Annotated in this window: 14 protein-coding genes; all 14 read right to left on the bottom strand. The window is 37.9% G+C overall.

The window, feature by feature from the left end; genetic code table 11:
- Nucleotides 1–375 precede the first annotated feature (375 nt).
- Nucleotides 376–603 (bottom strand): helix-turn-helix domain-containing protein, encoded by a 228-nt coding sequence (locus BT1A1_RS17585; RefSeq protein WP_034766923.1) that lies wholly within the window; start codon nucleotides 601–603, stop codon nucleotides 376–378.
- A complete protein-coding gene (folK, locus tag BT1A1_RS00395; protein ID WP_034766920.1) occupies nucleotides 555–1,079 on the bottom strand; it encodes a 2-amino-4-hydroxy-6-hydroxymethyldihydropteridine diphosphokinase in 525 nt (174 codons plus the stop codon). The genes BT1A1_RS17585 and folK overlap by 49 nt, the downstream gene beginning before the upstream one ends.
- A 151-nt stretch (nucleotides 1,080–1,230) precedes the next feature.
- The gene (gene folB / locus BT1A1_RS00390; RefSeq protein ID WP_034766918.1) at nucleotides 1,231–1,602 is read right to left on the bottom strand and encodes a dihydroneopterin aldolase; all 372 of its coding nucleotides are present in this window, start codon (nucleotides 1,600–1,602) and stop codon (nucleotides 1,231–1,233) included.
- Between the two features lie 23 nt (nucleotides 1,603–1,625).
- Entirely contained in the window at nucleotides 1,626–2,450 is an 825-nt protein-coding gene (folP, locus tag BT1A1_RS00385; RefSeq protein ID WP_034766916.1) for a dihydropteroate synthase, read from the bottom strand.
- A gap of 257 nt (nucleotides 2,451–2,707) precedes the next feature.
- Nucleotides 2,708–3,631, bottom strand: coding sequence for a cysteine synthase A (gene cysK, locus BT1A1_RS00380; protein ID WP_034766914.1), 924 nt, complete (start codon nucleotides 3,629–3,631; stop codon nucleotides 2,708–2,710).
- A gap of 242 nt (nucleotides 3,632–3,873) precedes the next feature.
- Nucleotides 3,874–4,767, bottom strand: a complete 894-nt coding sequence (hslO, locus tag BT1A1_RS00375) for an Hsp33 family molecular chaperone HslO (RefSeq protein ID WP_034766912.1) — start codon at nucleotides 4,765–4,767, stop codon at nucleotides 3,874–3,876.
- Between the two features lie 47 nt (nucleotides 4,768–4,814).
- Nucleotides 4,815–5,579: a type III pantothenate kinase gene (locus BT1A1_RS00370; protein ID WP_034766910.1), complete on the bottom strand. Its 765-nt coding sequence runs from the start codon at nucleotides 5,577–5,579 to the stop codon at nucleotides 4,815–4,817.
- Nucleotides 5,580–5,834: 255 nt separating this feature from the next.
- Nucleotides 5,835–7,796 (bottom strand): ATP-dependent zinc metalloprotease FtsH, encoded by a 1,962-nt coding sequence (gene ftsH / locus BT1A1_RS00365; protein ID WP_034766908.1) that lies wholly within the window; start codon nucleotides 7,794–7,796, stop codon nucleotides 5,835–5,837.
- A gap of 166 nt (nucleotides 7,797–7,962) precedes the next feature.
- Nucleotides 7,963–8,508, bottom strand: coding sequence for a hypoxanthine phosphoribosyltransferase (gene hpt, locus BT1A1_RS00360; protein ID WP_034766907.1), 546 nt, complete (start codon nucleotides 8,506–8,508; stop codon nucleotides 7,963–7,965).
- The gene (tilS, locus tag BT1A1_RS00355; RefSeq protein WP_034766905.1) at nucleotides 8,508–9,926 is read right to left on the bottom strand and encodes a tRNA lysidine(34) synthetase TilS; all 1,419 of its coding nucleotides are present in this window, start codon (nucleotides 9,924–9,926) and stop codon (nucleotides 8,508–8,510) included. The genes hpt and tilS overlap by 1 nt, the downstream gene beginning before the upstream one ends.
- A 90-nt stretch (nucleotides 9,927–10,016) precedes the next feature.
- Complete coding sequence (locus BT1A1_RS00350; protein WP_034766902.1) at nucleotides 10,017–11,000, bottom strand: serine/threonine protein kinase; 984 nt, start codon at nucleotides 10,998–11,000, stop codon at nucleotides 10,017–10,019.
- The gene (locus BT1A1_RS00345) at nucleotides 10,969–11,706 is read right to left on the bottom strand and encodes a VWA domain-containing protein (RefSeq protein ID WP_034766899.1); all 738 of its coding nucleotides are present in this window, start codon (nucleotides 11,704–11,706) and stop codon (nucleotides 10,969–10,971) included. The genes BT1A1_RS00350 and BT1A1_RS00345 overlap by 32 nt, the downstream gene beginning before the upstream one ends.
- A gap of 256 nt (nucleotides 11,707–11,962) precedes the next feature.
- Nucleotides 11,963–14,434 (bottom strand): stage II sporulation protein E, encoded by a 2,472-nt coding sequence (spoIIE, locus tag BT1A1_RS00340; protein ID WP_034766897.1) that lies wholly within the window; start codon nucleotides 14,432–14,434, stop codon nucleotides 11,963–11,965.
- A gap of 474 nt (nucleotides 14,435–14,908) precedes the next feature.
- Nucleotides 14,909–15,316, bottom strand: a complete 408-nt coding sequence (locus BT1A1_RS00335) for a S1 domain-containing RNA-binding protein (RefSeq protein ID WP_034766895.1) — start codon at nucleotides 15,314–15,316, stop codon at nucleotides 14,909–14,911.
- Nucleotides 15,317–15,374 lie beyond the last annotated feature (58 nt).

Genomic DNA, 15,374 nt, shown 5'->3' with positions numbered 1-15,374 from the left:
AGTACATCGCAAAAAGCTCAGCAAAGAAGTTTCTTGAAAAATCTTTGTCATTGATTACATGCCAATATACTTCCCGTTCTTTTTATCATTCATTTAGTTACGAGAAATAGATAGCTTTAGAAAATAGGAAAACTGCCAGTATCTTATCTTACTGGCAGTAAAGCATACAAAAGTAATTATAGGTGAAAAAACATCCACTTGTCAAACGAGTAAATACGTTCACCCTCTGTTTTGATGTCACAAAGGCTCATTCTCATAGGAGTAAAACCGGCGCCGTTACTTCCTGTTTTCCTTTCATACCCTCACTTACTCACTCTCAAAACAAAGGCAGTAAAATCAGCTTAAATGTAAAGCTGTCGTTATTTCTCCTATTTATCATTTTCTATTCCTTCTATTACAATTGCCGGGTATTAATTCATTCATCTTTATATTCAATATTCTAGCAATGCATGACATTAATTCCGATGATGGATATCTTGTCCCTCGTTCAACTTCTCCAAGAACAGAAACAGATATCCCCAGTTCATCCGCTAACTCCTTTTGCGTGAAACCTTTCAATTTCCGAAAAGCTCGTATACGTCTTCCCCAGATTTCTGTTTCCATAATCTAACTCCTTTAGTAGATAACCTCTCAACCATATCATTAATTGTTTGATTAATCCCAGGTATTATTATTTCCGAATCGATTTCTTGGAGAGGGACGAGAACAAATGCCCGATCCCCCATTCTCGGATGAGGAATTTGAAGTTTTTCCGTTTCAATCCTTTGATCATTAAATAATAGAATATCGATATCAATATTTCGAGGACCCCAGCGTATGATTCGTGTTCTCCCCATCCGTTTTTCTATTTCAAGGCAAGATTCCAATAACACTGTCGGTTGGTAATCCGTCGCTATTTCTATCACCATATTTAGAAAAGAGTTTTGCTCTGTATAGCCGACCGGATCCGTTTCATAAATCGATGAATAGTTTACGACTGTGATATGTCCGGAATCTTCTAATTGTTTAATAGCATTATAAAGGGAGTCTTCTCGCTTACCTAAGTTAGACCCAAGAGAAAGAAACGATCTATTCTTCATTTTACCATCTTCCCGCTATTTGTCTTCAATTAACTTTTTCAAAAAATAATCATTCTTGAAAATATGTCATGGAAAAACAGACTACCTTTTCAAACCACTTGTCATTTTGCTTTTCAAGGATGAAAAATTTATACTCGGCGCCTACTAATACTTAACCAAGTTTATTTCTTGTTCTTGTCATTTCAACGGCTACGGATCGATAGTGACCAGGTATCGGCGGATCCGGCTTGGTCACTTTTATCGTGCACCTTTCAATTTTTGGAAACTGAAGCAGCACTTCATCGGCAATTTTTTCAGAAACGGCTTCAATCAGTTTAAATTTTCGATTCTCCACAATATCCTTGCATAGTTCATATAATTCGGCATAATTGACCGTTTCCTTTAAATCATCTGTTTTTCCGGCCTTTTGCAAGTTCAATTCAACGACCAAATCTACAATAAAACGTTGACCGAGGCGATTTTCTTCCGGTAATGCACCATGGTATCCATAAAACTCCATTTGATTTAAATAAATCCGATCCATCGATTTCCCCACATTTCTTGATTTTAATTGACAGATGACTTGACACCGTTAATTAAAATATCCATCATCTTTGCCATTCTTGCCATTTCTTTTACATCATGAACACGAATAATTTGACATCCTTTCATAATACCATAGCAGATCGTAGCTCCGGTGCCTTCCATCCTTTCAGAAACTGGCAGGTCAAGTGCATATCCAATCATTGACTTTCTTGATGTACCTAAAAGAACAGGATATCCTAGTCCAACTAATAAATCAAGGTTTTGCATCATTTCAACGTTTTGTTCATAAGTTTTTCCAAAGCCAATACCCGGATCAAGGATAATTTGATCATCCTGTACGCCCCGTTTTTTACAAATTGTAATGCTTTCATATAAATCAAATAAGCTGTCTCGTATAAATGACTCATAATCTATCTTTTCCCGATTATGAGTTAAAATAATGGGAACATGATGTTGAGCGGCCACATCGGCAATCTCCGGATCCTTTTTTGCCCCCCAAATGTCATTTATTATATGAGCACCGGCTTCAATCGCTGCGTTTGCGGTTTCTGCCTTATATGTATCAATAGATAAAGGAACATCAATTGTTGGAGCCAAATGTTGTATGACAGGAGTTACTCGATTTATTTCTTCCTTTACCGAAACAGGTGCAAAGCCCGGCCTTGTTGACTCGCCGCCAATATCAATAATGTCTGCACCGTAAATAACCATTTCTTTTGCGTGTTCAATGGCGGAAGTGTTTTCGTAAAATTTCCCGCCATCAGAAAACGAATCCGGTGTTACATTTAAAATCCCCATTATATATGTTTTTTCTTTAAAATTCAGTTCATATTTCCCAGCTTGCATGATTGAGCCACCTTCCCCTTACAAAAACTATTACCATTTTATCAAATTATCAAGTTATGCCAAAATATACAGAACGGTTAGCACAGAAATAGCCTATATTTATGGTAAAAATCGCCATACATTGCGATAAAAACAAAAAAGTTGTCCGTACCCGGTAAAATGCAATATTCCTCAATCAAAAAAACGATTGTCATGAATACATTGCATTTACCGGCAGACAACAAACAACAAAGGATTTGAGAGATGTTAGTAGAAATTTATTCAAATTGATATAACGCCGTACTTAAGTAACGTTCACCGTTATCTGGCACAATCGCTAATACTTTTTTCCCTTTACCGAGCTTTTTCGCCACTTGAATAGCCGCAGCAATCGCAGCACCGGCAGAAATTCCGCCAAGAATCCCTTCATGACGGGCTACATTACGAGCTGCTTCAAAAGCTTCCTCCGTGGAAATTTGGATAACTTCATCATAGATTTGTGTATCCAATACTTCAGGAACAAAGTTAGCTCCGATTCCTTGAATTTTATGTGGCCCCGGTTTTCCCCCGGACAAGATTGGTGAGTCTTTTGGCTCTACAGCATAGATTTTTATACCCGGGTATTGTTCTTTTAAAACTTGACCGGCACCTGTAATGGTTCCGCCTGTTCCAATCCCGGCAATAAATGCGTCTAATTGATCACCCATTTGTTCAACAATTTCAGGACCGGTTGTTAATTTATGAACTTCCGGATTTGCTCCGTTTTCAAATTGTTGCGGCATAAAATATCCATTTTCTTTCGCTAATTCAGTTGCTTTGTTTACCGCGCCTTTCATGCCTTCAGGTCCCGGTGTAAGTACCAGCTCTGCACCATAGGCCCGCAGTAAGTTTCGCCGTTCAATACTCATTGTTTCAGGCATAACTAAAACAGCTTTATACCCTTTTGCAGCGGCCACCATTGCCAGCCCGATTCCGGTGTTTCCACTTGTCGGTTCAATAATCGTATCGCCTTCTTTAAGTAATCCTTTTTTCTCAGCATCTTCAATCATCGCTAAAGCAATCCGATCTTTCACACTGCTCCCCGGATTGAAGTATTCCAGTTTGACAAATACTTCACCTGAATTTTCATCACCAACATGATTTAATTTAACTATTGGCGTACGACCGATTAATTCCGTAATTGAATTAACATATTTTGACATGTTTACACCCCTAATTCCTAGTATATTAATTGGATTAATCTTATTTTAGCTCGAAACAAAGCCTCTTGTCAATTTATTCTTAATATTATTCCCACTTTTTTATACCAAGAGGCTTATCTCCCCTAAAAAACTTACGCTCAAAATATACGATATGGTTTATTTTACGTAAAATCCGCCGTAAACCCGGGAGTTAATCTTTATATCCTGTTAAAATCGGGTGTAAAGGCCTGACTCATCATTTGTCACTTACTGGACTTTTCCTCTGTCCGCTGTTTTAATTTCTCTAATTCATTTCTTGTAAATAAATACTTTTCATTGCAAAAATGACATTGGACTTCTGCTTGCCCGTCTTCATCAATCATTTCTTGCAGTTCCTGTTTTCCCAGACTGATTAATGCATTCCCGAAACGTTCCTTTGAACAGGTACACTGAAATTTAACCGGTACTGTTTCCAGAATTTCGACATTCTCTTTTCCCAACAATTCAGCTAATATTTCCTCAGGGGTTAACCCTTCCTTAATTAATGTTGAAATTGGTTTGATCGTTTTTAAGTGATTTTCGATCTTTGAAATCGTTTGGTCCGTTGCTCCGGGCATCATCTGTAAAATAAATCCCCCGCTTGCCAATATGGAATGATCAGGATTTACCAGTACCCCTACTCCCACAGCTGAAGGTACTTGTTCAGATGTTGCAAAATAGTAAGTAAAATCTTCCCCTATTTCACCGGAAACGATCGGGACTTGCCCTGAAAATTTTTCCCGTAGTCCTAAATCTTTCACAACCGTTAACGTGCCGTTTGTACCGACGGCTCTTCTTACATCAAGTTTGCCTAGTTCATTTACTTCAAAATCAACATGGGGATTGGCAACATAGCCGCGGACATCTCCAACCGTATCTGCATCTACCAGTATTACGCCAAGCGGGCCATCTCCCTCTACTTTTACAGTAATACGACTGTCTCCCTTAAGCATCGACCCCATCATTGCAGCTGCTGTGATTGTTCGACCAAGTGCCGCAGAAGCTGTCGCCCATGTATCATGTCTTCTTTGTGCTTCACTTACTGTATTCGTTGATCGGATTGCGTATGCCCGCACTTCTCCGTTACAGCCAATTGCTTTTACTAAATAATCATCCATTGGTGTTCTCCTTCCATATTGTCATTCGGATGTGCAAAATAAACGGTTCACATATTTCGTTTATAGATCAAATGCAAGCCTTTTAACGTTAGTAAAGGGTCAACGATATCAATAATTTTTGCTTCCTGTGCAATTAAATTGGCTAAACCGCCTGTGGCAATGACTTTCGGCTGCTTTTTCGCCTGCGCTTTCATACGCGAGACAATCCCCTCAACCTGTCCGACATAGCCGTAAATAATTCCGGACTGCATCGCTTCAATCGTATTTTTCCCTACAATATTACTTGGGGGGACAATTTCAATTCTTGGTAATTTTGCCGCCTTTGTATACAGTGCCTCTGTCGAAATGTTAATACCCGGAGCAATGGCACCACCCATATATCGTCCCTGTTCATCAATAAAACAATAGGTTGTTGCTGTACCGAAGTCGATAATAATTAATGGACTTCCGTATGCATGAATGGCTGCTACAGCATTAACAATCCGATCGGCCCCCACTTCTTTTGGGTTTTCGTATTTTATATTTAATCCGGTTTTGATTCCCGGTCCAACAATTAACGGCTCTATTCCAAAGTATTTTGTGCACATTCTTTCTAAAGCATTCATAATTGGCGGAACAACAGATGAAATAATAATCCCTTTAATATCTTGACAGGATGTACCTTCATGCTCAAATAATGATTTTATCAATAGACCATATTCATCCTCCGTACTATTCCTGTTCGTTGCAATTCGCCAATAATGTTTCAATTCATCTTTTTCATACACACCCAATACGATATTTGTATTCCCCACATCAAGAACTAAAATCATATTTTCACCAACTTTTTATGTATTAGAATGAGTTTGTATAAATCCCAGTAAGAGAGGGGATAAACAATTCACGATAATCAAAGAAATATTACCATAAAATCTACTTAAAGAAAAACGTTTTAAAGTCTATTCCCGGTAAGAAAACTGCAAGGTCCCGGAACCAGGCAGCAAAACTTATCTAAGTTTTTGGCCAAAACACTTTCTCATTCTGTAAAAAAAATAAGCTGACGGCTAGGGCAGCTTATTTTTTCAATATTATTCTGGTTTTTGCTCTTCATCCGCTTGGATCGGACTTTCTTTTGGTGAAATATTAATTTTTACATCAGACTTTTCATTGTTTTTTATTTCCCATGGCTTAACGACTTCTTCCGTTTTTCCTTCTTCTTCATCCGGAAGGCGACCATGGTCATATAAATGGCGAATTTGCTTGGCATCAAGTGTTTCAACTTTTAGGAGTGCTTGTGCAATAACTTCTAATTTATCTCTCTTTTCTGTTAAGATCTGTCTTGCCTTTTCATAACATTCTTTGATAATTCTTTGGATTTCTGTATCTATTTCATAAGCAATTTTATCAGAATAGTTTGGATCGTTATTAATATCTCTTCCTAAAAAGACTTGACCGTGCGTTTGACCGAATTGCAATGGTCCTAATTTTTCACTCATTCCAAATTCCGTTACCATTCGACGAGCAATCTCTGTGGCGCGTTGAAAGTCGTTGGAAGCACCTGTACTTACTTCACCAAATATAATTTCTTCTGCTACACGACCACCTAAAAGACCGGTAATCTTATCTTTCAATTCCGGTGTTGTCATAAAATAGCGATCTTCTTTCGGTAACATAACAGCATAACCACCTGCTTGCCCACGCGGAACAATCGTTACTTTATGAACCATGTCTGCTTCATCCAGAACAAGTCCGATAACGGTATGACCACTTTCATGGTATGCGACAATATTCCGTTCTTTTTCAGAGATGACACGAGATTTCTTCGCCGGACCTGCAATTACTCGGTCAGTTGCCTCATCGATATCATTCATATCAATTTTCTTTTTATTTGCTCTTGCCGCTACTAGTGCAGCTTCATTCAATAAGTTTTCCAAATCCGCTCCGGAAAAACCCGGTGTACGCATTGCGATTGTTTTTAAATCTACAGATGCATCAAGCGGTTTATTTCTGGCATGTACACGCAGTACTGCTTCACGCCCTTTTACATCCGGACGGTCAACGGTTATTTGTCTGTCAAATCGACCAGGACGCAATAATGCAGGGTCTAAAATATCCGGTCTATTCGTAGCAGCAATAATGATAATCCCTTCATTCGCACTGAATCCATCCATTTCTACCAGCAATTGGTTCAAGGTTTGTTCACGTTCATCGTGACCGCCGCCAAGTCCTGCGCCACGTTGTCGACCGACCGCATCAATTTCGTCGATAAAAATGATACATGGTGCATTTTTCTTCGCATTTTCAAATAAGTCACGCACACGGGAAGCACCGACGCCGACAAACATTTCAACAAAGTCCGAACCACTGATTGAGAAGAACGGGACCCCGGCCTCTCCTGCTACAGCACGGGCTAAAAGTGTTTTACCTGTTCCCGGAGGACCAACGAGCAATACGCCTTTTGGAATTCTTGCACCTAGTTCTGAGAATTTCCGTGGATCTTTTAGGAATTCAACGACTTCAACCAGCTCTTGTTTTTCCTCATCAGCACCGGCTACATCTTTAAAACGGACTTTCTTCTTTTCATCATTATATAATTTCGCCTTGCTTTTCCCAAAGTTCATGACACGACCGCCGCCGCCTTGGGATTGATTTAACAAGAAGAAAATGAAGAAAATTAAAATAATGAACGGAATCATTGAGGTCAATAATTGAACCCATCCGCTCGTCTCTTTCGCCATTGCAAATTCAAAGTTAGTATTTGTTTGGTTTGCTGCACTTTCAATTCTTTCTAATGTTGTTGGACTGTTCCAAACATTTACAGTAAAGCCTTGATTATTTTCAGCGTTTTTCAATTTACCAGTAATCAAGTAAACCTGTCTTTCAGGTTGTGCAGTAAATTTCTCCACATCACCTTTTTCAAGATGTGTGATGAACTCATTATATGTCATTTTTTCATTTGTTTCTTGCCCGCCTGTGAATATGCTAATTACTCCGATTAAAACTAACAATACAAGCAAGTAAAAAACAGTATTTCTAAATATCCGATTCATCCTTGACCTCCTCTCAAAGGGAAACAAACTTATTACATAGTATCATAGTAAATGAATGCATGACAAGGCATTCTGCTTTCTTTTTGGATCTTACTCTATATATTGTAAACCATACCATTTTTTTAAAAAAACTTTAATTAAATCACTCTTTTAAACGAAATCTCCTTTAGTCCTCCTTACTATATACTTCTGGTTTTAATACCCCGATATACGGGAGATTTCTATACTTTTCCTCATAATCGAGTCCAAAGCCGACAACAAATTCATTTGGGATGATAAATCCGGATAAATCTGCCTTTAGATCAACTTTCCTTCCTTCTGGTTTATCAAGAAGCGTGACAATTTTAATAGAATTTGCCTTCCGATAATGAAATAGGTCAACTAAGTACTTTAATGTTAACCCACTGTCAATGATATCTTCAACAATCAATATATCCCGACCTTCAACGGAAGTATCTAAATCCTTAAGAATCTTTACTTCTCCACTGGAAACCGTTCCCCCGTGGTAGCTTGATACATCCATAAAATCAATTTCCAAGTATGTATCCATATTTTTTATTAAATCGGCCATAAACGGCAATGCACCCTTTAATACACCGACTACTAACGGGAAACGATCTTTATATTCTTCGGTAAGAATGGCTGCGATCTCACGGATCTTGGACTGAATCTCTGCTTCTCCAATTAACACTCTTTCAATATCTTGATTCATTAACCTTGCTCCTCCCAGAAGTCTGACTGTTTTATGTATTGTAATATCAATGTTTTCCCCTTAATCATTCGAGATGATTCGTACTTGGATTTTTTCAATAACGGTACCCATAATATTTCGCCTTGTCGATCGGTGACAATCGGCCATGTATCCCTGTCCGGAATCGGAATTTTATTATCGATAAATAGTGATTTGATTTTTTTCGATCCTTTCATTCCTTTGAGACGAATTCGATCACCGTTTTTCCTTGACCGTACATATAAAGGGAAAGTTGTGTTATCATCTAATATAAAATATTCATTTCCAACCCTTACTTCATCATCTGCAACAAACATTTTCAACTGAGATCCATTAGGGAAAGTGATTGTTTCACCTTCCTGCCAAGTATATATATATGGTTCAATTTTTTCTAAGGAAAGCGTGAAAATACATTTTTCATAGGACCGATAAACTTTAAGTTTATCCGGCAGATGCAATTCACCGGATGGATTCGGACTTTTTATTAACTCGATTATGGCATCTATATGGTTAGCCGATAGGTTTTCAGGCAGCCGATTTTGATAGAGATAGTTTAATATTAGATGAATACATCTCCTTTGTAAAGGCAAAGGACTTTCTAGAAAAACACCCAATTTTATCGATAATGTAAGTCCAACTTTTTCCTCAATAACAATTTTATTATATGTTTCCTTTGTTAGCTCCATTAAATATTTTTCATCTTCCATTAATTGTTCACTAAATCGTTGAAAATGCACATGGACATTAGGGTTTTCTTTTTTTAAAAATGGCAAAATATATTTTCGATAACGATTTCGTGTATAAATATCTGATTTGTTCGTCGGATCATAAACGGGTTGTAGTCGATAATGCTCCAGATATTTTTCTATTTCATTTTTTGTTACACATAGAAAAGGTCGAATGACTACTCCATCGGCAAAAGGACGTTTTACTTGTATACCTGCCGCCTTTGATGTAGTTCCTCTTGTTAACCGCATTAAGATGGTTTCAATTTGGTCATCACCATGATGGGCAAGTGCCAAAATCGGAATATGATATTTTTCCATTATTGATGCAAAATATGTATAACGCAGTTCTCTGGCGACCGCTTCTGAACTTGCAGACTTTCTTTTCTTAATTTCTTTTGGGACATTTATGCGCTCCCCTTGAAACGGGATATTCCATTCGCGACAAATCTTTTCTACATACTTCATGTCTTCATAGGACTCTTCTCCCCGAAACATATGATCAACATGAGCAACAGTGAGTTTCAGCTGCATTTCCTCTTGAATCCTTTTCAGAAAATGCAAAAGAGCCAAGGAATCCGGTCCCCCCGAAACCCCAATTAATATATGGGATTCATCCGGAATTAATTGATGTTTTATGATAAATTTTTTTACTTTCGCATCAAAATCATTCATTTCCTTGACAATCCTCTTTCTGTGGCACGCTTATTTTATATTTTACCTTATTGAATTTATTTTTTAAAACATTTTTTCTTGGCAATATACTTACATGATTTGTTCAAAAATATAAACCGCGTATATAATACACACAATTGCCACAATTAGGATTGTTTCCAATATACCATGTTTATTCTTTTGTTTCTTACGTCTCGTTCTAGTATTATTGGTCTGCGCTCTTTGATTTTTGTTTGTTTGATACTTCGGTGTTGTCTGATGATGTGCAGATGGAAAATGAATTAATTTTAACAATTCTTTTTTCATCTCTGTGGCACTACTATATTTTCCGGCCAATGCTTTCAATAATATTGGACGATATTGTCTTAACTCTTTCACATCCTGAATGGCCTTTTTCAACTGTTCAATACCAACACCATGTTTTTGAAACCGTTTTGGATAAAACAGGTTGATGACAATCATGGCAACTGCAAAAAGATCATAAGAAGGTTCTGCACGCCGCGAGCCAAGTCCCCAATAGCCCCGGTCAAAAAACTCGGTAAACTCTTTAATCGCTCTCCCTTGCATCGTTGTTCCGCCAACATCAATACAACGAATTTTAACCGGTGATTTTGTAACAAGTAAATTTTCCGGTTTTAAATCTCCAAAAACCCAACCGTTTTTATGCAGGTAGTCAAGGTCGGTCAGTAGTTGCGATATTAAAACCGGCAACCACGTTGTACCATTTTGCTTAATGAATGTTAATAAATCTGTTCCGGCAATATACTCCATAACATAAAAGGATATTTGCGAGCCATTATGAATCCAATCATCCACATCGAATAAAGAAGGCCCGAGGGAAACCCCCTGGGCCTTGGTAAAAGATTTCAGAACATTGACTTCAGAAGTAATGGTCACATGGTTATCACTGACTTTTATGGCCACTTTTTTTCCGTTCCAATCAGCTAAATATACAATTCCGTTTGCGCCTCGACCCAGCTCCCTAATAATTGTATAGCGATTGTGATGCCATTTCCCTTGAATAATTGTTCCGGATGCAAAATTAAATGGACTCTTCATAGAATTCATCATCATGACGTGACAGGTATCCCCTTACCGAATGTTTTTCCTTAAAATATGTGATCGCTTCTTTTAATGCCGGCCCGGTTGGTGTCATGCCACTCGGATTTAACTTTGCGAAAACAGTCGTTAAAGATTCTAATTTCGGTGTCCAGTCCAGTAGTTTTTCCACTTCATTTCCTTTCCCGGGAAATATAAAGAGTGAAAATTGGTTATTTCCCATTCGAGCATTTAAACTTAAAGATAAATCGAGCAATGCTTCTTTTACAGTCGGTAATTTATGTTTCATGCTGGCACTTGTATCAACAAGAATGAGTACTTCCAAATCAACTGTTTCGTTTAGTTCATCTACTACTTCAAGAACTTCTCCGCGTTTTTCCGGCGGCAGATTTTCTAAGCTGGCTTGATTTCCTAAAATTTGTCTTAATTCTTGATTGACAACTCCTTGTAATGTTTGGGTCATCGCTTTCCTAGTAACCATTTGAACGGTTTGTGATAGTACTTGAGAATAAACAATTTGGCTGACCCCGCCACCTTGCCGGGCAATCCCTTCAATTTCACGAACCCCTTGTTCATCTATAATATCATTTTCCATGACACCAATGACGTTAACAGTAATTCCGAACTCTCTTGCCAGGGCAGCCATTGCCACCGGATCTTCACCATGATTTGAACAACCGTCAGTGATTAACAAAATTTGTTTAATTGTCCCCGTTTTCATTCAAATCCCCTCCAAATTACTTTTTACCATCTTTGCCTGATTGGAGAGGATATATACATTGTCTATATAAAAATATCATTTAATGAAAACCGTAGATAACAGGTTTAGCCTCGTACAATCTGAGTCCGATCAGTCGAAAACAGATTGGCTTGCTTAAATGGCTATCTTAAAAAGTATATATGAAAAGGGACGGCCCCGGATAGCCCTTCCTTGAATTTTTCCCTCCTTTCCGACCTCATACGTATAGACACTATTTTTATGCTCCTTTCCTTAATGAAATGGCAGGTATAGGCTTCCATTTCGGATTGTTATGCTTTATTTTTGCAACCAAAACAGTCATATCATCATCTATATACCCATCACTGGAGCGAATTACTTCTTCCATTATAATGTCAGCTACCGCTTGCGGATCATCTGTTTGTAATTCTAGTATTTTTCGTTTTAACCATAGATCGATATTTTCGATATGCCTTGGCCCCTCAAAAATCCCGTCGCTCATCATAATCAGCAAATCGCCTGCTTTTAATTGTTCGCTAACAACGTCGACTTCAAATTCTTGAATGATTCCTATCGGTAAGTTGCTTGCTTGAACTTTTATGACCTGATCACCCCGCTTAATAAAACTCGGGGTCGAACCAACTTTAATGAATTTAGACTTGGCATCCTGCAAATCTACTATCGCTAAATCCAGTGTTGCATAAACCTCATCAGTTGTGCGTAAAGAAAGAATGGAATTGATTGATTTAATGGCCACCTCCTCATCAATACCTGACTGAAGAATTTTTTTCAATAAATTTAAAGTTTCCTTACTTTCTAAATAAGCACGTTCCCCGTTGCCCATGCCATCACTAATGGCTAATGCGTATTTCCCTGCACCAATTTCAATCATAGTATAACTGTCACCGGAAACGAAACCGCCGTTTTTCGCAGCAAAAGCCACGCCCGTATCAACCACAAAACGCTTGGCGGAACGGAAAGTTGCATAACAATAATCATGCTCATGGCTTGCACATTCTTCTTTATATACGGTAACTTGCTCATGTAAAATATCGGACAAAAGCGGGGCTATTAATTTTTCACATTGGCCCATTCCGCCGCAATATGGAATGGTTATATCAATATCAACATTTCCTTGTTCCAGACTGTAAATTTCAATATGATCCACTTCGATTCCAAATGATTGTAGCGCATCGAATAACTGATCCTCCTGCTTTTCCAGGTTTTCCCTTTCCCTTTGAATCTCATTGGCAAAACTGGCCATAACTTTCGAGACGCCATATAACTGTTCAGCCACTAATTTCCGGCTTTCACTAATTTGCTGTTTTAATTTTTTATTCGCATGATGATAATGTAACTCATTTTGGATCGTATCGATTACCTTTCCGCTCCTTGTGCAGATATGTTCCAAATTCCGAATCGTTCGTTTGGATAGCGCATTTTCTTCCTCCAATTCCAGCATAATTCCCTTCATTGCATCATATGTTTTATTGTAGTTGTTAAGCGCCCAGCACTTTTCCTTCTTAAAACAAGTTTGGCAAGTTTTCGCTGTAACATTGGCAAAGAAATAATCTATTTCTGCCTCCGGATCGGATCGTTCATGATTTTCCTGCTTTCGAAAGCTCATGGCCAGTGCTTGGAAGATGGAAGAAAATTGTTCCACTCTCCTGGCTGTTGCGTCCCTTATCTTCCGGATATATGCTTGTTGTTCGGCCGAGTACTCAGTTGTCCCCGGTATATGCTTGGCAATTTTATTCGTATAAAATACCGGTGTTAACATAAATAGAATTAATGCAAAAAACGACTCATACAAGCTGGTCAAAATGGAGGTTGTTCCATTTCCATACAGTCCCAACAATAAAGTGGAAACAACCAGGCCAAAGCCGGCGCCAATCTTTTTCCCATCTTTTAACAAACCACCCAACAAACCGGCAAAGGCTAATAAACTCATTTCAGGAAAGCTGTTGATATCAGCAAGTCCAAAAATCAAACCGGTGACAACACCGACTGTGGAACCGACAGTTGCACCTGCTGTAAAAGCAAAAATTAAAACAAGATAACGAGCCAAAATATGAGATACGGCGATACCTTCAATCATCCACCCCATTGCTCCTGTCATCATTGAGGCGATTAAAATAATTAAACAAACCAGTTCTTCCGTTTTTAGCGCTTGTCTTCTTTTCGATAAGGATAATAGCGGAATACTTTGCAAAAATATCAATGTTAAAACAAAAGCAAGACCTGCTTCAACAGTCGTCATTAATGCATGGTAAATGGTGATATCCTGTGTTTCAACATAATGCCATGATAGCCTGCCGATTAATATGGACAAAAACACTAAGATCGGGATTAACGTTGTCTGATTTCGAACAAACCGGTTCACCAATTTATGACCGACAAGAAATAAACTTATAATCATAAAAGCGTAAACCGCATTGCCCAATGATATGGTTAAGGCACCGGCCACAATTCCTATAAATATTTGTGGTGATTTATCTTTTCGGATAAAATAAGCAGCTGCAAAAAAAGGCAAACTAAACGGTGATAATACAGACAAAATAAAAGCTCGTCCAAGCATAAAACCGAAAATAAAGAGGAGAAGTCCCCGTTTTATAAATAATGTCTCCAAATGATTTTTCATTGATTCTAGTAAACTATAAAAGAAAAACTTTGCATCCACCATCTTTCTTTCCTGAATGGGCTCAACAAAACTACCTTGAATTTTTCCCATCACAAACACCCCTAGCTCATTTTTTGATTATTATAGACGATGGCAAGATAAAATTTTGTCAAAAAAGAAAGAGTAAATATAAAAATATTTCGACAATTGTCTACCCAATCATAGATAAGCAAACAAATTTCGTCAGCTTATTTTTCTTCCCTTTCATAAAAATGAAGCAATAGTTCTTTACCCTCATCAGTTATAAACAGTTCGACATTCTCCACACTGTTCATTTTTCGACATTTATATTTTTCTACTTTTTTAAAAAGAGAATGTTTTGCTGTCCTAGTTTTCCTTGTAAAACTGGACAATGAAACTTGACTAGAGGCTGTGCAACATTATTTTTACTGACAAAATAAAAAAGGCTGCCTCATATGAGACAACCTTTTATTTCAAAAGCGACCTTTGCTTAGCTTATAAATACAATATAATAACTAGAAAATTCAGAGCAACTTGCAAATAGGCTATTATACAGACAGCAAGTTAACCTCTTCTCGCACCTCTACCTCCTCTTTTTGATTCAGTATTGCGCTTTAACGAGGCCAGGCGGTCTTCACTATCTTTCAAGAAACGCGCCATTTTTTGTTCAAAATTCTCTTGTGAATTGCGGTCATGGTTTTTCCCTTGACGTGGACGACCACTATTTTTCGCCGGTCTGTCCTTTGCCTTTTTAATAGATAAACCAATTTTGCCGTCCTTCTCAACATTCATGACCTTTACTTCCACTTGATCGCCGACTTTTAGAAATTCATTAATGTCTTTTACATAAGTGTCTGCGACTTCGCTAATATGGACTAATCCTGTTGAGCCCTCTGGCAGCTCGACAAATGCACCGAAATTAGTAATCCCTGTTACTTTACCCTGTAACTTGCTGCCTACTTCAATTGACATAAAAAGAAACTTCCTCCTTAAAGTAATAAAAAAATACACCTATGTATATTATAGACAA

The sequence above is a fragment of the Caldibacillus thermoamylovorans genome (assembly GCF_000751775.1).
GTDB lineage: Bacteria > Bacillota > Bacilli > Bacillales > Caldibacillaceae > Caldifermentibacillus > Caldifermentibacillus hisashii.
The sequence above is the reverse complement of the archived record's forward strand: the minus strand, read 5'-3'. Positions and strand labels throughout refer to the sequence as shown.